At 71.2% G+C, this 19,347-nt stretch carries 18 protein-coding genes; 13 read left to right on the top strand and 5 right to left on the bottom strand.

Translation table 11 applies throughout. From position 1 onward, the window contains the following. Window positions 1–22 precede the first annotated feature (22 nt). Both FDM97_RS30835 and FDM97_RS30830 read right to left on the bottom strand, forming a co-directional pair. Complete coding sequence (locus FDM97_RS30835; RefSeq protein WP_137993768.1) at window positions 23–1,372, bottom strand: alpha-2,8-polysialyltransferase family protein; 1,350 nt, start codon at window positions 1,370–1,372, stop codon at window positions 23–25. Continuing rightward, window positions 1,369–2,373: a glycosyltransferase family 2 protein gene (locus FDM97_RS30830; RefSeq protein WP_137993767.1), complete on the bottom strand. Its 1,005-nt coding sequence runs from the start codon at window positions 2,371–2,373 to the stop codon at window positions 1,369–1,371. Before FDM97_RS30830 ends, FDM97_RS30835 begins: the two co-directional genes overlap by 4 nt. A gap of 187 nt (window positions 2,374–2,560) precedes the next feature. On the opposite strand from FDM97_RS30830, the gene FDM97_RS30825 reads away from it, so the two are divergent. The 12 genes from FDM97_RS30825 to FDM97_RS30770 all read left to right on the top strand — a co-directional run bounded on the left by FDM97_RS30825 (window position 2,561) and on the right by FDM97_RS30770 (window position 16,501). After that, the gene (locus FDM97_RS30825) at window positions 2,561–3,844 is read left to right on the top strand and encodes a DUF6716 putative glycosyltransferase (RefSeq protein WP_137993766.1); all 1,284 of its coding nucleotides are present in this window, start codon (window positions 2,561–2,563) and stop codon (window positions 3,842–3,844) included. Beyond that, on the top strand, window positions 3,844–5,220 hold the full coding sequence (locus FDM97_RS30820) for an N-acylneuraminate cytidylyltransferase (protein WP_137993765.1): 1,377 nt from the start codon (window positions 3,844–3,846) through the stop codon (window positions 5,218–5,220). Before FDM97_RS30825 ends, FDM97_RS30820 begins: the two co-directional genes overlap by 1 nt. A 14-nt stretch (window positions 5,221–5,234) precedes the next feature. Continuing rightward, window positions 5,235–6,128, top strand: a complete 894-nt coding sequence (locus FDM97_RS30815) for an N-acetylneuraminate synthase family protein (protein ID WP_137993763.1) — start codon at window positions 5,235–5,237, stop codon at window positions 6,126–6,128. Beyond that, complete coding sequence (locus FDM97_RS30810) at window positions 6,125–7,375, top strand: hypothetical protein (RefSeq protein ID WP_137993761.1); 1,251 nt, start codon at window positions 6,125–6,127, stop codon at window positions 7,373–7,375. The genes FDM97_RS30815 and FDM97_RS30810 overlap by 4 nt, the downstream gene beginning before the upstream one ends. 116 nt (window positions 7,376–7,491) lie before the next feature. Beyond that, a complete protein-coding gene (locus FDM97_RS30805; protein WP_137993760.1) occupies window positions 7,492–8,751 on the top strand; it encodes an amidohydrolase in 1,260 nt (419 codons plus the stop codon). Window positions 8,752–8,936: 185 nt separating this feature from the next. Beyond that, on the top strand, window positions 8,937–9,266 hold the full coding sequence (locus FDM97_RS30800) for a hypothetical protein (protein WP_137993759.1): 330 nt from the start codon (window positions 8,937–8,939) through the stop codon (window positions 9,264–9,266). Between the two features lie 244 nt (window positions 9,267–9,510). Continuing rightward, the gene (locus tag FDM97_RS30795) at window positions 9,511–10,551 is read left to right on the top strand and encodes a BMP family lipoprotein (RefSeq protein ID WP_137993758.1); all 1,041 of its coding nucleotides are present in this window, start codon (window positions 9,511–9,513) and stop codon (window positions 10,549–10,551) included. Between the two features lie 208 nt (window positions 10,552–10,759). Beyond that, a complete protein-coding gene (locus tag FDM97_RS30790) occupies window positions 10,760–12,352 on the top strand; it encodes an ABC transporter ATP-binding protein (RefSeq protein ID WP_137995129.1) in 1,593 nt (530 codons plus the stop codon). Further along, complete coding sequence (locus FDM97_RS30785) at window positions 12,349–13,461, top strand: ABC transporter permease (RefSeq protein WP_137993757.1); 1,113 nt, start codon at window positions 12,349–12,351, stop codon at window positions 13,459–13,461. Before FDM97_RS30790 ends, FDM97_RS30785 begins: the two co-directional genes overlap by 4 nt. Further along, complete coding sequence (locus FDM97_RS30780; protein ID WP_137993756.1) at window positions 13,458–14,747, top strand: ABC transporter permease; 1,290 nt, start codon at window positions 13,458–13,460, stop codon at window positions 14,745–14,747. Before FDM97_RS30785 ends, FDM97_RS30780 begins: the two co-directional genes overlap by 4 nt. Continuing rightward, a complete protein-coding gene (locus tag FDM97_RS30775; protein ID WP_137993755.1) occupies window positions 14,744–15,142 on the top strand; it encodes a cytidine deaminase in 399 nt (132 codons plus the stop codon). Before FDM97_RS30780 ends, FDM97_RS30775 begins: the two co-directional genes overlap by 4 nt. 81 nt (window positions 15,143–15,223) lie before the next feature. Then, on the top strand, window positions 15,224–16,501 hold the full coding sequence (locus tag FDM97_RS30770; protein WP_137993754.1) for a thymidine phosphorylase: 1,278 nt from the start codon (window positions 15,224–15,226) through the stop codon (window positions 16,499–16,501). Window positions 16,502–16,572: 71 nt separating this feature from the next. On the opposite strand, the gene FDM97_RS30765 is transcribed toward FDM97_RS30770, so the two are convergent. Continuing rightward, entirely contained in the window at window positions 16,573–17,241 is a 669-nt protein-coding gene (locus tag FDM97_RS30765; RefSeq protein WP_175439296.1) for an HAD family hydrolase, read from the bottom strand. Window positions 17,242–17,263: 22 nt separating this feature from the next. Here FDM97_RS30765 and FDM97_RS30760 point away from each other — a divergent pair, with 22 nt between their 5' ends. After that, window positions 17,264–17,566: an STAS domain-containing protein gene (locus FDM97_RS30760; protein ID WP_254705810.1), complete on the top strand. Its 303-nt coding sequence runs from the start codon at window positions 17,264–17,266 to the stop codon at window positions 17,564–17,566. Window positions 17,567–17,578: 12 nt separating this feature from the next. Here the strand turns inward: FDM97_RS30760 and FDM97_RS30755 are convergent, their stop codons facing one another. After that, entirely contained in the window at window positions 17,579–18,529 is a 951-nt protein-coding gene (locus FDM97_RS30755) for a sigma-70 family RNA polymerase sigma factor (protein ID WP_137993753.1), read from the bottom strand. Window positions 18,530–18,610: 81 nt separating this feature from the next. Then, the gene (locus tag FDM97_RS30750; protein ID WP_254705985.1) at window positions 18,611–19,258 is read right to left on the bottom strand and encodes a L,D-transpeptidase family protein; all 648 of its coding nucleotides are present in this window, start codon (window positions 19,256–19,258) and stop codon (window positions 18,611–18,613) included. Between the last annotated feature and the right edge of the window lie 89 nt (window positions 19,259–19,347).

The following is a 19,347-nucleotide window of genomic DNA, read 5'->3' as shown; positions in this document are numbered from 1 at the left end:
TACGCCCGGGTGGGCCCGCCTCTCATGTGGCCAGGGCCCGCTTCAGGCGCAGGGCCCGTCGGGCCAGGCGGCGGACCCTGGGGTGGCGGGGGACCGGAAGGCCGCCCGGGAGGCCCAGGACGGTGAGACGGCGGCGCTTGAAGTAGGGGCGGGTCCGTTCGGCGAGCGGCCCCGACAGGTGACGGACCGCCGCGCCCCGCAGGTCCGCGCGGACCTTGGGCTGCATCGCGAAGCCGACCGCCGCGACCAGGCCCGCCAGCGCCTCCGCGTCCAGCACCTCCACCGCCCGGGCCTCCACCGCCCGGGCCTCCACCGCCCGGGCCGCGCCCTCCTCCAGGTCCGGGACGAGCGCGTCGACGAGGGTGGCCGGGATGCGGTTGCTGTTCTGGTACGGGGTCAGCCGGTCCAGGAGCGTCCGGGTGCCGACCCGGGCCACCGGGATCCCGTAGAAGGTGCGCGCCGTCATCAGCGCCGTGGAGAAGCAGCCCACCACGAGCGCCGGGCGCTGCTCCCGGTACACGACCTCGGCGAGCACGGGCCGGTCGAGGACGGTCAGTTCGGCGCCGAGCGCCTCCGCCTCCCGCGCCAGGCGCCGCGTCCAGGCGTCCGGGGCCGTGGGATGCGGCTTGAAGACGAGCCGCCGGTGCCCGCGCGCGACCGCGCCTCGGACCATCCGTACGTGCAACTCCTCCTCCTCGGCCGGGCTGAGCAGGGAGAGGGCCGCCAGGTACTGGCCGAGCAGCAGCGCCGGACCCTCCTCCGGGCCGGCGACCGCGTCCGCCAGCTCGGCGACCACCTTCGTGAACGCCTCCGTCGGCACCACCTCGGCCCTCGCCCCGAACTCCCCGAGCAGCAGCGGCGCGAGCCCGGGCACCAGGTCGAGATGGAGCAGCCGGCGCACCCGCTCGCCGACCAGCGGGTCGATCTTGTTACGGGTCGGGCCGTAGCTCATCAGCCCGTCCGCGTACACATCGAGCGCGGCCTCGGGGAACAGCCGGGCGATCGTCAGGGCCGGCGCCACCTGCACCGATTCCAGGGCGATCTCGAGCCGGTCGTCGCCCAGCCCCCACAGCAGCCGCAGATGGCGTTCGAGCAGGGGCAGGTCGTCCGCGCGCGGCGTCCAGCCGGAGGGGTGGAGCGGGGAGATCGCCTCGTTCCAGGACAGCACGGCGTCGAAGCGGCCGCGCAGCCGCTCGAAGCCGGGCATCCGGTCCAGTGCCGGGGTCGTCTCCGGCACCGCCGCGTTGTTGCCGACCAGCAGCAGCCGCCGGTCGGCCGGGCCGAAGCAGCCGCTGTCCAGGGCGGCGGCCAGCGTCGTCGCGCCGTACAGCGTGGAGGCGTAGAAGATCTGGGTGGTCCGGGTGGTGCTCACGCGGCGACCCCCGAGCCCGAGATCTGCGGGAGGGAGACCGTCCCCGCGCGGCGGCGGCGCAGCTTGCGCAGCACGACCGCCCGCTGCTCGTCCATCGAGGCCAGCGCCTCGCCGAGCACGTCCTGCGGCATGCGCCGCAGCGCCGCCGCACTCATCGAGCGCAATTTCTTCGCCACCGCCGGTTCGAATCGTTCAATGGAGGAGACGTGGTGCGAAATAAGCGCGCAATAGGTCCGGACGGCCTTCGGGAGAAGCCGGTCCGCATCCACGTCTTTCGCCGTTTCCTCGATCACCTGGTCGAATGCGCGGATGAAATCCAGTTGCCGGATGTCGCCGATCTGCGTCAGCGATGTGGACACTCCACGCCGGTAGAAGATTCCGAGTGTGCTCACCGCGGCGAAGGACTCCGCCTCCCGGTGCAGCCTCCAGATCCAGGGCCGGTCCTCCGCCGTCCGCAGCCCCGGGGTGAAGTGCAGCAGTCCGCGGTCGAGCAGCCGCCGGTGGTACATCCCCGCCCAGGCGTACGGATAGTCCACCGAGGTCGTCCGGTCGGCCGGCAGGATCGCGTCCCGGGGGCGCAGCACCTCGCCGCGCCGCCCGATCGGGGACCGGCGCACCGACCTGCTGCGTCCCGTGCACCGCACATGGTCGGTACGGAGGAAGTCGCAGCCCAGCTCGTCCATGGAGGCGACGAGACGGGCGTAGTGGCCGGGTGAGAGCCAGTCGTCCCCGTCGAGAAAGGCGAGGTACTGGCCACGGGCCGCGTCGAGTCCGGTGTTGCGCGCGGTGGCGAGCCCCTCGTTCTGTTCGTGTCTGAGGAGGACGGCCCCCGGGATCTCGCGCGCGGCCCGTTCGAGGAGCTCCGGGGTCCCGTCCGTCGAGCAGTCGTCGACGAGAAGGAACTCGAAGTCCTCACGGGCGTTGGCACGCAGGCTTGTGAGGGTGTCGGGGGCATATGTCTGCACGTTGAAGAACGGCACGACGACGGAGAGCTTGACCACCCGGCCGACGCTAGGCGCCGCCCCGGCATTCGTTCTGGCCGACAGAGGGATGTTCGGTGAACACAAAGCGGCGGGCGCCTTAACCGCCCCCGATCCCATCCGTTTTCAGAATGCGGGCAGGCTCTGTTCACCGTTTGTTGTGGCCCAGTTGGGCCGGGAAACGAAATGCCTCTCTAGCGTCCTCGACGTGCCAGCAAGTACCAAAGAAGCGGTACGCGTCGCCGTACTCGCCGACTCCGACACCCGGTGGAAATGGGGCGCGCTCACCGCACGCCGTATCGCGGCCGCCGAGCCCACCGGCTTCGTCCTCCGGGGCCGGGCCACGCCGACCGCGCGCCAGCTCGCCGAGACCGGGGCCTCCCAACTCCCCCCGCGCGAGGTGACGGGCGCGGAGTTCCTCCGTGAGGTACGGGACGCCGCGGCCCGCGGGGAGGGCTACGACGTCGTCGTGCTCGCCCTCGTCGGTGGCACGGTCCGGGCCGTCCTGGAGGGAATCGCCGAACTGGCCCTGGAACGCCGCCCGGTGGTCGTCACCGGCTACGTCGGGGTCGTCTACGAGAAGCTCGCCGACGGGCTGCTGCTGCGCCACGGCGCGGACGTCGTCCTCGCCAACTCCCGCCACGACGCGGAGCGTTTCCGCGCCGTGTACGAGGGAGTGGGCGCCGACGCCGCCTCGGTGGTGGAGGCCGCGCTGCCGTTCCTCGGCGGCGCGCCCTACGCTCCCGAGGCCGGCCGGGACACCCTCGTCTTCGCCGCCCAGCCGTCCGTGCCGGTCACCCGGGCCGACCGTACGTACCTGCTCCGCAGGCTCGTCGAGCACGCCCGGCTGCACCCGGGGCGGGAGGTGCTGCTCAAGCTCCGCTCCAAGCCGGGCGAGCACACGACGCACCTGGAGGAGCTGCCGTACCAGAAGCTCGTACGCGATCTGGACACCCCGCCCAACTTCCGCCTGGTCTACGGGCACATGGGCGAGGTCCTGGACCGCACCGACCTGCTGGTCACGGTCTCCTCGACGGCCGCCCTCGAAGCGCTGCACCGGCGCATCCCCACGGCGATCCTCACCGACCTGGGTGTGCGCGAGGTCCTCGGCAACCACCACTTCATCGGCTCGGGGCTGCTGACCTCCTTCGACCGGCTCGACGCGGACGTGCGCCCGGAGCCGGACAAGGAGTGGCTCGACCGGCAGGGCGTCGCCCCCGAGGGCTCGTACGAGACCGCCTTCGACGCGGCCCGGGCACGGGTCGCCGCACTCCTCGCGGGCCCCGCGCTGCCCCCGATCACCCCCTACTACACAGCGGAGACGGCTCCCGGGTACCTGCCCGGGATCCTCGCCCGCCACCGCCTCGACGTGACCGCGCCGGAGCCCCGCGACAGCGGGCTGCGCCGGATCGTCCGGGAGGCGGCGCGGGGCGCGTACCGCCACGGCGTGCAGCGCGTGGCCCCCGTCATCCGCCGTCTTGGAGAACTCTGATGACCACGACCGTGCTGGCCGTCATCCCGGCGAGGGGCGGCTCCAAGGGCGTCCCCGCCAAGAACCTCGCCCCGGTGGCGGGTGTCCCGCTGGTCTCCCGCGCGATCCGCGCCTGCCTCGGCGCCCGGCTGGTCACCGACGTCGTCGTCTCCACGGACGACGCGGCGATCGCGGCGGAGGCCCGGTCGGCCGGCGCGGAGGCGATCCACCGCCCGGCGTCGATCGCGGGCGACACGGCGACCAGCGAGTCGGCGGTCCTGCACGCGATGGACGCCTTCGAGGCCACGAGCGGCCGCCGCGTGGACGTGGTCCTCCTGGTCCAGTGCACGAGCCCCTTCCTCACGCCGGAGGAGGTGAACGGCACCGTCGAGAAGATCACCACCGGTGGCGCCGACACCGCCTTCACGGCGGCCCCGACCCACGGCTTCCTGTGGCGCGAGGCCGCGCCCGCGCCCGCGGGGCGCCCGGAGCCCGCCTCCGACGGCGCGCAGCTCACCGCCGAGCCGACCGCCGCCGAGCCGACCGCCGAGGTGACCGCCGCCGAGGTGACCGCCACCGAGCCGACCGCCACCGAGCCGACCGCCGAGGTGAGCGCCGCCGAGCCGACCGCCACGGACGCGGGAACGCCGACCGTGCCCGCCGCCGGGGCGTACGGCGTCAACCACGACAAGGCCCACCGCCCCCGCCGCCAGGACCGGGAGGCCGAGTACCTGGAGACCGGCGCCGCCTACGCGATGGCCGCCGAGGGCTTCCGTACCCACCGGCACCGCTTCTTCGGACGCACCGCCCTCGTCGTCACCGACCCCGCCCGGGTCCTGGAGATCGACGACCCGCACGACCTCGCCCGCGCCCGCGCGCTCGCACCGCTGCTCGACACCCCCATGACGCCCGGTCTCGACGACATCGACGCCGTGGTTCTCGACTTCGACGGCACCCAGACCGACGACCGGGTCCATCTCGACGCCGAGGGACGCGAGTTCGTCTCCGCGCACCGCGGCGACGGCCTCGGCATCGCCGCCCTGCGCCGCGCCGGACTGCCGGTCCTGATCCTCTCCACCGAGCAGAACGCCGTCGTCGCCGCCCGCGCCCGCAAGCTGAACATCCCCGTCCTGCACGGCATCGACCGCAAGGACCTCGCCCTCAAGCAGTGGTGCGAGGAGCAGGGGATCGACCCCCAGCGCGTGCTCTACGCCGGCAACGACGTCAACGACCTCCCGTGCTTCCACCTCGTCGGCTGGCCCGTCGCGGTGGCGAGCGCCCACGACTCCGTACGGGCCGCCGCCCGCGCGGTGACCCTCACCCCCGGTGGTTCCGGTGCTGTCCGCGAGATCGCGGCCTGGCTTCTCGGACCCGAGCTCCACACCCCCAACGCGTAAGGAACGCCAAGAACATGAACACGCGCACGCGCACCTTCGGCAGCAAGACCGCCGGCCCGGGACAGCCCGTATACGTCACCGGTGAGATCGGCATCAACCACAACGGCGAGCTCGACAACGCCCTCGCGCTCATCGACGTCGCCGCCGACGCCGGCTGCGACGCCGTGAAGTTCCAGAAGCGGACCCCCGAGATCTGCACCCCGCGCGACCAGTGGGACATCGAGCGCGACACCCCCTGGGGCCGGATGACGTACATCGACTACCGCCACCGTGTGGAGTTCGGCGAGGACGAGTACCGCGCCATCGACGAGCACTGCAAGAAGCGCGGCATCGACTGGTTCGCCTCCCCGTGGGACACCGAGGCCGTCGCGTTCCTGGAGAAGTTCGACGTCCCGGCCCACAAGGTCGCCTCCGCCTCCCTCACGGACGACGAGCTGCTGCGCGCCCTGCGCGCCACCGGCCGCACGGTCATCCTCTCCACCGGCATGTCCACCCCGAAGCAGATCCGCCACGCGGTCGAGGTCCTCGGCTCGGACAACATCCTGCTCTGCCACGCGACCTCGACCTACCCGGCCAAGGCCGAGGAGCTCAACCTCCGCGTGATCGACACGCTGAAGGAGGAGTACCCGAACGTCCCGATCGGCTACTCCGGCCACGAGACCGGCCTGCAGACCACGCTGGCCGCCGTCGCCCTCGGCGCCACCTTCGTCGAGCGCCACATCACCCTCGACCGCGCGATGTGGGGCTCCGACCAGGCCGCCTCCGTCGAGCCGCAGGGCCTGCAGCGCCTGGTCCGCGACATCCGCACCATCGAGACCGCGCTCGGCGACGGCGTCAAGAAGGTGTACGAGTCCGAGCTCGGCCCCATGAAGAAGCTCCGCCGGGTCCAGGGGCTCGTCGCCGCATGACCGGCCTGCTGGCGTTCGTCGAGAGCCCGGTCCAGCTCCTGAACGTCCTGGAGTGGGCGCACGCCCAGTCCGCTGCCGCGGACCCCAGCGGTCCCGGCCTGCCCGGAGTCCCGGGCAGGCCGGGCTCCGCCCTGCCCCACCATGCGACGGCGCCGCCCCCGTGCGCACCGCCAGGCGCGGGGAGCCTGGGCCCGGCAGGGGCGCCGTCCGTTGTGCCCACCCGTTCCGCCCCAGCGGAACGAACGCCCACACCGGGTGGAGCAGAGGTCCCGGCAGCCGCCCTCACCATCGTCGTCCTCTCGCCGAACGACCCCATGTCCCGCGGCCAGCTGCGGCGGATGGCCCAACTGGCCCGCGACGACGGGTTCAGTGTCCGCTGGCAGGAGGCCCGGGACGGCCGCGGCTCGCTGCCCCGTACGCTGCGGGACCTCGCCCCGCTGCTGCGGGCCGCGGAGCGGGTGATCGTCGGAGACCCCTTCTCCCGCTACGTCCAGCTCCTGCTCACCCTCTTCGCCCCGAAGCATCTGACCGTCGTCGACGACGGCACCGCCACCATGGAGTACGCCGCCCAACTGGCCCGCGGCGAACGCCTCGTGCGCTGGCACCGGCGCGGCAGCGGCGGACCGCGCGAACTCGTCCTCGCCCCGGTCTCCGCCGCCGCCCGGCGCAAGCTGGCCCCCACCCGCCGCCGTACGGTCGAGATCTTCACCTCGCTCCCGGTCGACCCGCCGCCGGGCACCGTCGTCACCGCGAACACCTTCGCGTGGACCCGCGCCCGCTTCGGCCCGCCCCGCCTCACCCGCGGCGCGGACCTGGTGGGGACCTCGCTGGTCGAGACGGGCGTGGTCGACCCCGACCGGTACGCGCGGGCCGTCGCCGACCTGGCCGGCGACCACGGCGCCACCCGCTACTTCGCGCACCGCCGCGAGAGCACGGAGAAACTGCACCGGATCGCGGTGGAGACCGGTCTGGAGATCGTCCGGCCGGATCTGCCGCTGGAGCTGATCGCCCGGCGCGGCCCGATCGGCCGCACGGTGGTCAGCTTCCCCTCGACGGTGGTGCACACCCTGCCGCTGGCGCTCGCCGGTACGGGAGTGAAGGTCGCGGTCTGCGAGATCGCGCCCGAGTGGCTCAGGGAGAACGCCTCCCCGCGGGCCCAGGGCTTCCTGGCGGGGGTCGCGGGCACGGCGGCCTTCGAGGTCGACCGTCTCACCACGTCGTCGTCACAACGTCTCGAATTCGGGTGAGCTTACCCACAAGGGATGGCCGTCATGCCTCGTGAACCCACTTTCTTTCCCCTATCGGGCTGAAGTTTTCGTGATCAACGGGCAGTTGATCTCTGAAGGGGCCTACCCTTCAAAAGGTGAACCACTTGAAGTCCCGTGAGCCCGGCTCCGTCGTTCTGCCCGGAACGGTGTCCGCAACGCTGCGCGCCGAACTGATCGCCTTCCGCCGCGACTTGCACATGCACCCCGAGCTCGGCAACCAGGAGATCCGCACCACCGCGGCCCTCAAGGCCCGCCTGGAGGCGGCCGGACTGGCGCCGAAGGTCCTCGCGACGGGCACGGGGCTCGTGTGCGACATCGGCACTTCGGAAGGGGCGCGAAGCTCGGACAAGGGTGGCGGCGGGCGACGGGTGGGCCGGGTACGCCCCATGCTGGCGATCCGCGCCGACATCGACGCGCTGCCCATCCCGGACGTCAAGACCGTCGCGTACCGCTCCACCGTGCCCAACCGGGCCCACGCGTGCGGCCACGACGTCCACACCACCACCGTCCTCGGCGCCGGGCTCGTCCTCGCCGAGCTCGACCGGCAGGGTCTGCTGCCGAACGCCGTGCGGCTGATCTTCCAGCCCGCCGAGGAGGTGCTGCCCGGCGGCGCCACCGACGCCATCGAGTCCGGTGTCCTGGACGGGGTCGGCCGGATCATCGCCGTGCACTGCGACCCGAAGGTGGACGCCGGCCGGATCGGGCTGCGCCCGGGCCCCATCACCTCCGCCTGCGACCGCCTCGAGGTCACGCTCGACGGCCCGGGCGGCCACACGGCCCGCCCGCACCTGACCACCGACCTGGTCACCGCCGCGGCCCGGATCGCCACCGACGTCCCGGCCCTGCTGGCCCGCCGGGTGGACGCCCGCTCGGGTCTCGCGGTCACCTGGGGCCGTATCGAGGCCGGCCACGCGTGCAACGTGATCCCGCAGCACGCCGAGCTCTCCGGCACCGTCCGCTGCCTCGACCTCCCGGGCTGGCGGGACGCGCCGGACCTGGTGCACGCGGCGATCGACGAGATCGCCACCCTCCACCGCGCGAAGTCGACCATCAACTACGTCCGCGGTGTCCCCCCGGTCGTCAACGACCCGGTGATCACCGAGCTGCTCCGTGACGCGATGACGGCCCGCCGCGGACCGTACGCGATCGAGGACACCGAGCAGAGCCTGGGCGGCGAGGACTTCTCCTGGTACCTGGAGCACGTCCCGGGCGCCATGGCCCGCCTCGGCGTGCGCACTCCGGGTGACCCCACGCGCCGAGACCTGCACTGCGGGGACTTCGACGTCGACGAGGACGCGATCGAGGTCGGCGTGGAGCTGTTCACGGCCGCCGCCCTGCTGGGCGGACGGGGCTGAGCCCGGACGGACAGGGCTGAGCCCGGTCGTCGCTGTCAAGATCATCCCTCGGCAGTGATCACGCCCCCAAGGGTGCGGTGGCAGGCATGGATAAGGCCTCCCGGAGGGCTCCATGATCGGTGATGATCATCCAACGGGGACCAACGGAGGGGACGTCCATGCGCAAGGTTTCACGAGGTGCAGCCGTGGCGGGTGCCGCGCTGTCGCTGCTGCTCGCCGGAGTCGGAACGGCCACGCCCGCCGCCGCGGGCGAGGCGGGTGTCCTGGGCGCGAGCTGTGACGTGTGGGACAACGGCTACACGGGCTACGCGAAGTGCTGGAACGGTGGCTCCTCGAAGCACCGTGTCGTGGTCACGTGCCGCGCGTGGAACAGCACCGCGACCGCCAAGTTCTACGGCCCCTGGTACAGCAGCCACTACGGCTACTCGGAGGCCAAGACCTCCAGCTACACCTGCTCCACGGACGGCAGCCGCTATGTCGTCGGCCGCTATGTGGAGAACCTGACCCAGTCCTGACCGGGCGCCCGCGGGGCTCGGCCTCGCACGTGCCCAACGGCCCGTTCGGCCCCGTCAGTGGGCCGGACGGGCCGTCCGCGTGTACGCTCCGTTACGTTCATGCCTCGCCTGGGTTCTGGCTGGTTCGCGACGATCCGATAACGACTCATGAACGGGTCTTTAACTGACATCTACGCGCGTTACGATCGCCGCGAAACCAGCGCCGGAAGAGGCGCTTTCGGTCAGTCTCGAAGGGACCCTCCTCTTGCGCCGGGTATCCAAGATCGTTTCCGCGTCCATCGCGACCGCGGCCCTCGCTCTCACCGCCACCGCCTGCGGCGAGTCCTCCACCGAGGACTCCGGCTCCGACAAGGGCGCCGTCAAGGTCGGTATGGCCTACGACGTCGGCGGCCGTGGCGACAACTCCTTCAACGACTCCGCCGCGCGCGGTCTCGACAAGGCCAAGGCCGACCTCGGTGTCGAGACCAAGGAGCTCACCGCCAAGACCGGTGAGACCCCGGCCGACCGTGAGCAGCGCCTGGCGTCCCTCGCCGAGGGCGGCTTCAACCCCGTCATCGGTGTCGGCTTCGCCTACAAGGACGCGATCGACAAGGTCGCGGCCAAGTACCCGAACGTCACCTTCGGCCTGGTCGACTCGGTCTCCGAGGCGAAGAACGTCGACTCGATCGTCTTCACCGAGGAGCAGGGCTCCTACCTCGCCGGTGTCGCGGCCGCGCTGAAGTCCAAGGACGGCCAGATCGGCTTCATCGGCGGCGTCGACATCCCGCTGATCAAGAAGTTCGCCGCGGGCTTCCAGCAGGGTGTCAAGGACACCAAGCCGAACGCCTCGGTCCAGATCCAGTACCTGTCCACCGGTACGGACATGTCCGGCTTCGGCGCCCCCGACAAGGGCAAGGCCGCCGCCAAGGGCATGCTCGACAAGGGCATCGACGTCATCTACGCCGCCGCGGGCGGCTCGGGCGCCGGCGCCATCGAGGCCGTCGCCGCCAAGCCGGGCACCTGGGCGATCGGCGTCGACTCGGACCAGGCCAAGGACCCGGCGCTGTCCAAGTACGCCGGCTCGATCCTGACCTCGGTCGTCAAGAACGTCGACACCGGTGTCTTCGAGCTCGTCAAGTCCGTCCAGGACGGCAAGCCGATGACCGGCACGCACACCTACTCGCTGGCCGAGGACGGTGTCTCCCTCACCACCACGGGTGGCCACCTCCAGGACATCCAGGCCCAGATCGACGCGGCCAAGAAGAAGATCGTCGACGGTCAGATCAAGGTCAACACGACCCTCTGACGCACGTCGGACAGGGGGCCCGGAGAGCGGCTTCGGCCGACACTCCGGGCCCCCTTCAGTCGTACGCCCGCGGGCAGTTGAACGATTTTCCAAATGCTACGCGCGTAGCGTCGGGCCCACAGGGTATTTTTCGCCACCGACAGCGCCTGCGTCCCAGCCCGCTCAGCCAGCTCATCCTCCTCACGCTCCCTGCCTAGGAGAGTGCGTCATCAAAGCCTCCAGCCCCAGTAGTCCGAACGCCGTAGAACTCCGCGGCATCACCAAGCGTTTCCCCGGCGTCGTGGCCAACCACGACATCGACATCACCGTGCGCCGCGGCACCGTGCACGCCCTCGTGGGCGAGAACGGCGCGGGCAAGTCGACCCTGATGAAGATCCTCTACGGCATGCAGAAGCCGGACGAGGGCACCATCACGGTCGACGGCGAGCAGGTGACGTTCCACGACCCCGGCGATGCCATCGCCCGCGGCGTCGGCATGGTGCACCAGCACTTCATGCTCGCGGACAACCTCACCGTCCTCGAGAACGTCGTCCTCGGCTCCGAGAAGCTGTACGGAATCGGTGACAAGGCCCGCGCCAAGATCAAGGAGATCTCCGACGCGTACGGCCTCGGCATCCGCCCGAACGCCCTCATGGAGGACCTCGGTGTGGCCGACCGCCAGCGCGTGGAGATCCTCAAGGTCCTCTACCGCGGCGCCCGCACCCTGATCCTCGACGAGCCGACCGCCGTGCTCGTCCCGCAGGAGGTCGACGCGCTCTTCGACAACCTGCGCGAGCTCAAGGCCGAGGGCCTCACCGTCATCTTCATCTCGCACAAGCTGGGCGAGGTCCTGTCGGTCGCCGACGAGATCACCGTGATCAGGCGCGGCACCACGGTCGGCACCGCCGACCCGAAGCACACCACCACCAAGCAGCTCGCCGAGCTGATGGTCGGCGCCGAGCTGCCCTCCCCGGAGACCCGCGAGTCGACGGTGACGGACGTGCCGATGCTGACCGTCCGGGACCTGTCCCTGAGCGCCGTCGACCCCGACGGCGTGGTCCGCGCGGTCCTCGACGGCATCGGCTTCACCATCCACAAGGGTGAGGTGCTCGGCATCGCCGGTGTCGAGGGCAACGGCCAGTCCGAGCTCGTCGACACGATCATGGGCATGCGCCACGCCGACCGCGGTGTGGTGACCCTGGACGGCGACGACATCTCCACCGCGCCGACGCGCAAGCGGCGCGAGGAGGGCATCGGCTGCATCCCCGAGGACCGCCACCGGCACGGGCTGCTCCTGGAGGCCCCCCTCTGGGAGAACCGCATCCTCGGCCACGTCACCGAGAGGCCGAACTCCAAGGGCGCGGTCCTGGACCTCAAGGCCGCCCGCAAGGACACCGAGCGGATCGTGCGCGAGTACGACGTCCGCACCCCCGGCATCGAGGTCACCGCGGCCTCCCTCTCCGGCGGCAACCAGCAGAAGCTGATCGTCGGCCGCGAGATGAGCCACAACCCCAAGCTGCTGATCGCCGCGCACCCCACCCGTGGCGTGGACGTCGGCGCGCAGGCCCAGATCTGGGACCAGATCCGGGCGGCGCGGCGCGAGGGCCTGGCGGTGCTGCTGATCTCCGCCGACCTCGACGAGCTGATCGGTCTCTCCGACACCCTGCGCGTGATGTACCGCGGCCGGCTGGTCGCGGACGCCGACCCGGCGACCATCACCCCGGAGGAGCTCGGCTCGGCCATGACCGGTGCCGCCGCCGGCCACCTTGAGCACGAAGAAAGCCCTGAGGGCACCGACGGCCCGGAGGACGAGGCCCGATGAAGAAGTTCGACAAGGAGCGGCTGCTCCTGGGCATCGCGGCCCCGCTGCTCGCGATCGTCGCCGCCTTCCTGATCACCGCCCTGGTGCTCGCGGCCACCGGCAAGGAGCCGTTCAGCGCCTTCGGGATCATGTTCGACTACGGCGTGAAGTCGGACAGCCAGGTCTACATCATCAACAAGGCGACGACGTACTACCTGGCGGGCATCGCGGTGGCCATCGGCTTCCGCATGAACCTGTTCAACATCGGTGTCGACGGCCAGTACCGTCTCGCGGCCTTCTTCGCCGCCGCCGTCGGTGGCGCGCTGACCCTGCCGGGCATCGTCCAGATCCCGCTGATCATCATCACCGCGATGATCGTCGGCGCCATGTGGGCGGGCATCGCCGGTGTCCTCAAGACCACCCGGGGTGTCAGCGAGGTCGTCTCCACGATCATGCTGAACTTCATCGCGACCGCGATCATCGGCTACCTCCTCCAGCCCGGCCGCCTCGGCCACCTGGACGCGGCCGGCACCAAGGTCGCCACGACCCCGCTGCCGGAGTCCTCGCACTTCTTCGAGTTCCCGACCACGCCGACCCCGGTCTACGGCTTCGTCGTGATCGCGGTCATCGCGGGCGTCGCGTACTGGTTCACGCTGTCGCGCACCCGCTTCGGCTTCGACCTGCGCACCGTCGGCCAGTCCGACACGGCCGCCGCCGCCAGCGGTGTCAACGTCAAGAAGATGGTCGTCACCTCCATGCTGATCTCCGGCGGCATGGCCGGTCTGATCGGTATGCCGACGCTGCTCAACGACTCGTACGAGTTCGGCGGCGACTTCCCCGTCGGCATCGGCTTCACCGGTATCGCCATCGCGCTGCTGGGCCGCAACCACCCGGTCGGCATCGCGCTCGCCGCGATCCTCTGGGGCTTCCTTGAGCGCGGCTCCCAGAAGCTCGAGTTCGAGGACTACGACAAGGAGATCGTCGGCGTCATGCAGGGCGTCATCGTCCTCTGCGTCGTCATCGCCTACGAGGTCGTGCGCCGCTACGGCCTCAAGCGCCAGCAGCGCCAGGTCGGCGAGAAGCTCGCCGCCCAGGCCCGTTCCCACGACACGACGGAGGTGTCGGCGTGACCGCCACGGCGACTTCCACCCCGCCGCCCGCCGCTCCCAAGGTGGCCGGCGGCAAGGGCGGCCGCACCCGCCTCTCCCTGCCCTGGATCCTGCTGATCGTCGCGGGCGGGCTCATCGCCCTCTCCGCCGTCCGCGCCATCACCGGCGCGCAGGACCTCACCTCGGCCGGCCAGATCAGCGCCGCGCTCTCGCTCGCCGTGCCGATCGGCCTCGCCGGTCTCGGTGGTCTGTGGTCCGAGCGCGCGGGCGTGGTCAACATCGGCCTCGAAGGCATGATGATCCTCGGCACCTTCTTCGGTGCCTGGGCCGGCTGGCAGACCAGCCCCTGGATCGGCGTCCTCGCCGGCATCGTGGGCGGCATGTTCGGCGGTCTGCTGCACGCGGTCGCCACCGTCACCTTCGGCGTCGACCACATCATCTCCGGTATCGCGATCAACATCCTGGCCGTCGGTATCACCACCTACTTCGCCAAGCTGTGGTTCAACACCGGTGAGGCGGCGGAGAAGGGCGGCAGCCCCAAGCAGTCCCCGCCGGCCGAGGAGATCACCTCGATCACCGTCCCGGGTCTGTCCGACTGGCTGGCCGACATCGAGAAGCACCACTGGTTCCTGGTCTCGGACATCGCCGGCATCCTCGGCGGCCTGGTCACCAACCTCTCGCTGGTCACGATCCTCGCCGTGCTGCTGGTGATCGGCACGTTCTTCGTGCTGTGGAAGACCGCGTTCGGTCTGCGCCTGCGCTCCTGCGGCGAGAACCCGATCGCCGCCGAGTCCCTCGGCGTCAACGTCTACAAGTACAAGTACATCGCCGTGATCGTCTCCGGTGGTCTCGCCGGTCTCGGCGGCGCCTTCCTGTCGCTGGTCACCTCGCACATCTACAACGAGGGCCAGACCGGCGGCCGTGGCTACATCGGCCTCGCGGCGATGATCTTCGGCAACTGGCGGCCGGGCGGCCTCGCCATGGGCGCGGGGCTCTTCGGCTTCGCCGACGCGCTCCAGCTGCGCAGCGGCGGCGAGTCCGTGCACGCGCTGCTCCTGCTGCTCTTCGCGGTCCTGGTCGCCATCGCGGCCTGGAAGGCGTACCAGAAGCGCTGGATCACCTCCTCGATCGCCACCGTCATCGGTGTCGGCGTGCTGATCTGGTACCTCGGCACGGAGACGGTCCCGGTCGAGTTCGTCAGCGCCACGCCGTACGTGGTGACCCTGCTGGTGCTGTCGCTCTCCGCGCAGCGCCTGCGGATGCCGAAGGCGGACGGCATGCGGTACCGCAAGGGCGAGGGCAAGTGACCAGCACGCCCGCCATCGGCTGGGAGGCCCTGCGCGTGGCCGCCCGGGACGCCATGTCCCGGGCGTACGCCCCGTACTCGGGCTTCCCGGTCGGCGTCGCCGCCCTCGTCGACGACGGACGGGTGGTCAGCGGCTGCAACGTGGAGAACGCCTCGTACGGACTCTCCCTGTGCGCCGAGTGCGGACTGGTCTCGCAGCTCCAGGCGACCGGCGGCGGCCGGCTCACGCACTTCGTGTGCGTGGACGGGCGGGGCGAGCCGCTGGTGCCCTGCGGCCGGTGCAGGCAGCTGCTGTACGAGTTCGGCGGCCCCGATCTCGTACTGGAGACCCCGGCCGGGTTCGTCACGCTGGCCGAGATGCTCCCGCAGGCCTTCGGCCCGGACCACCTCAGGTAGTACCTCGGAGCGGCCCTTCCGGCACGATGGGAAGGGCCGCTCCTCCTTTCCCCCTCTATGCGCGTAGAAAGAGGCACCACCATGGACGTCATCTCCGTCATCCGCACCAAGCGGGACAAGGGCGAGCTGAGCCCCGAGCAGATCGACTGGGTCATCGACGCCTACACCCGCGGCGAGGTCGCCGACGAGCAGATGTCCGCCCTGGCCATGGCCATCCTGCTCAACGGCATGAACCGCGCCGAGATCGCCCGCTGGACCGCCGCGATGATCGCGAGCGGCGAGCGGATGGACTTCTCGTCCCTCTCGCGCCCGACCGCCGACAAGCACTCCACCGGTGGGGTCGGCGACAAGATCACCCTCCCGCTCGCCCCGCTCGTCGCCGCCTGCGGCGCGGCCGTGCCGCAGCTCTCCGGCCGGGGTCTCGGCCACACGGGCGGCACGCTCGACAAGCTGGAGTCCATCCCCGGCTGGCGCGCCCTGCTCTCCAACGAGGAGATGCTGCACGTCCTCGACACCACCGGCGCGGTGATCTGCGCGGCGGGCGACGGCCTGGCCCCCGCCGACAAGAAGCTCTACGCGCTGCGCGACGTCACCGGCACGGTCGAGGCGATCCCGCTGATCGCCTCCTCGATCATGTCGAAGAAGATCGCCGAGGGCACGGGCTCGCTGGTCCTGGACGTCAAGGTCGGCACCGGCGCCTTCATGAAGACCATCGAGGACGCGCGGGAACTGGCGCGGACGATGGTCGGCCTCGGCACCGACAGCGGTGTGAGGACGGTCGCCCTGCTCACCGACATGTCGACCCCGCTCGGCCTGACCGCCGGCAACGCGCTGGAGGTCCGCGAGTCGGTGGAGGTCCTGGCGGGCGGCGGCCCGGCGGACGTCGTCGAGCTGACGATCGCGCTGGCCCGCGAGATGCTCGACGCGGCGGGCGTGAAGGACGCGGACCCGGCGAAGGCGCTGGCGGACGGCTCGGCGATGGACGTCTGGCGCCGCATGATCGCGGCCCAGGGCGGCGACCCGGACGCGACCCTCCCGGTCGCCCGCGAGCAGCACGTCGTCACCGCCCCCTCGACGGGCGTCCTCACCCGCCTCGACGCGTACGACATCGGCATCGCCGCCTGGCGCCTGGGCGCCGGCCGCGCGCGCAAGGAGGACCCGGTCCAGGCGGGCGCGGGCGTCGAACTCCACGCCAAGCCGGGCGACACGGTGACCGCGGGCCAGCCGCTGCTGACCCTGCACACGGACACCCCGGAGAAGTTCGAGTACGCCCTGAAGCCCCTGGAGACGGCCTGGGACATCGCGCCCGCGGGCACGGAGTTCACCCCGAAGCCGATCGTCCTGGACCGCATCGCCTGAGGCACCTGCTCGTCCGGCAGCCGCGGGTCACCCGAGGTGATCCCGCGGCTGCCGCGACCGGTCCGCCGCGCTCAGACCAGCGGCTCGCCGAGCAGCTTCGGCAGCCGGCTCATGTCGTCGAAGACCAGCGTCCGCGGGCCCATCAGCCGGTCCGCCCGCGTCAGGCCCCCGCAGTAGCCGAAGGCGCGCATGCCCGCCGCGCGGGCCGCCGCGACACCGTACGGGCTGTCCTCGACCACCGCGCACCGCTCGGGCGCGACCCCCATCGTGGCCGCCGCGCGCAGGAACAGGTCCGGGGCCGGCTTGCCCCGCGCCACATCGCGGGCGCTGAAGATCCGCTCCTCGAAGCGGTGGAGCAGACCCACCCGCGTCAGGTTGCGGCGGATCGAGGCGTGGCTGCCGTTGGACGCCAGGCAGAACGGGACCTCCAGGGCGTCCAGCGCGTCCGTGATCCCGTCGACCACCGTCAGCTCCGCGTCCAGGGCCTGCTCGTACCGGTGGCGGTACGGCGCGTGCCAGTCCGGCTCAAGGCGCCGCCCGAGCCTCTCCTCCAGCAGCGCCGTGTACGCCTCGTTCGACGAGCCGACGAAGTGCTCGACGACCTCCGCCTCCGTGAACTCCGCGCCGAGCGACGTGAAGACCTCGTGGTCGACACGGCAGTAGATCCGCTCGCTGTCCACCAGGACGCCGTCGCAGTCGAAGATCACCAGCTCGACCGGGGGCAAAGGATCTTGGGTCATGGGCCGCAGCCTAGGGGCTGCGATGAGTTCTGGCCGTGGCGCGGGTCTCCTTGGTGTGGACACCAGTCAACCGCTCGTTCTGACCCTCGCCGCCCGGGCCACCCCGGACGAGGTCGCCCGCCTGTGCGCCGCGCTCGAAGAGGTGCCGCCCACGGACGTGATCTGCGAGATCGGCGCGCTCGCGCACGCCGATCTCGCCGCCGTGGACGCCCTGGCCCGGCTGAGACTCACCGCCGGGCGCCTCGGCCACCGGCTGCGGTTCCAGGGCGCCGGGCCCGGACTGCGGGCCCTTCTCGACCTCGTCGGCCTCGCGGACGTCCTGTGATCAGGCCCCCGACTACGCCTCCAGGCGCTCCGGCAGGTCGAAGAGAGGGAACCAGCGCTTGGTGTCCAGGAAGAAGTCCATCCCGCCGACCTTGCCGTCCCTGACCTCCAGGACGATCAGCGCCCACGGGCTGTATCCGCCGTCCGGCTCCGGGTGGTAGTGCGCGAACGCCGGCGAACCGTTGGCCACGGTCGGCACCAGCTTCGAGCCCCGGCAGACGTCGCCGACCCCGAGCATCCAGCCCACGATGTCGTCGTGTCCGCGCAGCCACAGGTCGTACGGCGGCATGGACATCGTCGCGTCCTCGTGCAGGAGCGCGGTCAGCGCCTTCATGTCGTAGCCCTCGAAGGCGGCGACATAGCGCTCCAGGAGCTCCTTCTGCTCCTCGTCGAGCGGGTCGGCGCTGTCCGAGGCCTTGGGCTCGTTCTCGGCGAGGGTCGCGCGCGCCCGCTGGAGCGCGCTGTTGACCGAGGCGACCGTGGTGTCGAGCAGCTCGGCGACCTCGCTCGCCTTCCAGGCCAGCACCTCGCGCAGGATCAGCACCGCGCGCTGCTTGGGCGGCAGATGCTGCAGCGCGGCCACGAACGCCAGCCGCACGGTCTCCCGGGACACCGCCGTGTCCGCCGGGTCGGCCACCGACGGCAGCACCCGCCCGTCCGGCACCGGCTCCAGCCAGGTGATCTCCGGCCGGGCGGTCAGCTGCGCCTGGGCGACCGGCGTCGCGGCCGTCAGATCCATCGGCCGGGCCCGTCTGTTGCCCGCGTTGAGCGAGTCCAGGCACACGTTCGTCGCGATGCGGTAGAGCCAGGAGCGCAGCGACGAGCGCCCCTCGAAGGAGTCGATGGACTTCCAGGCCCGGACCATCGTGTCCTGCACGGCGTCCTCGGCCTCGAACGACGATCCGAGCATCCGGTAGCAGTAACCGGTCAGCTCCGTACGGTACGTCTCCAGCTGCTCCGTCATGCAGGTCCACCCCACTCGCCCCTCATCGGCACCCGTGCTGTGCCGATGAGGGGAAGCTACCGCAGCCCACCGACAACCGGGTCAGGTTCCCGGCTTCCGCCCGTAGACGAACACGTCGTCGCCGTTCCTCAGCAGGTTCCAGTACGCCTTGGCATCGGCCGGGCGCATGTTGACGCAGCCGCCCGAACCCGGCGGGTTCCACATGGACTTGGTGGTGGAGTGGAAGGCCTGCCCGCCGTCGAAGAACTGCGAGTACGGCATGGACACGTGGTAGATCGTCGACCAGTGGTTGATGTTGCGCCAGTAGATCCTCTTGGAGCCGGTACGGGTCTCCGTCCCGTCCTTGCCCGTACGGACCGGCACCGGGCCGTACTTCAGCCGGGAGCCGTCCTGGATCCAGCTCAGCTGCCGGGTCAGGTCGACACAGGCGATCCGGCCCTTGTTCGTGGGGCACTTCCCGGCCTTGTTCGGGTTCGTGCCGGCCGCCTTCTGCGCCAGCATCGTGTTCATCGTCCGCCAGGTCAGCGGACCGGCGTACCCCATGGTCGGGGTGATGCCGTGCTTGCGCTGGAAGGCCTGGACGGCCTGGCAGTCGGCGAGCGACTGCCGCCCGTCCACGGGCCGGCCCAGGAACTTCTCCACCTGCTTCTGGTACGGCCCCGTCGTCACGTTGCACGACGCCGCCTGGGCCGGGCCCGCACCGAGCGCGACCGTCAGCGGCACCACCATGGAGGTGATGCCGAGGACGATCCCCGCCCGCTTCCGCATCCCGTTCATGATCACCAACTCCCCCTTGAGTCCTATGACTTAGGACGAAC

Source organism: Streptomyces vilmorinianum, from assembly GCF_005517195.1.
Lineage (GTDB): Bacteria > Actinomycetota > Actinomycetes > Streptomycetales > Streptomycetaceae > Streptomyces > Streptomyces vilmorinianum.
The sequence above is the reverse complement of the archived record's forward strand: the minus strand, read 5'-3'. Positions and strand labels throughout refer to the sequence as shown.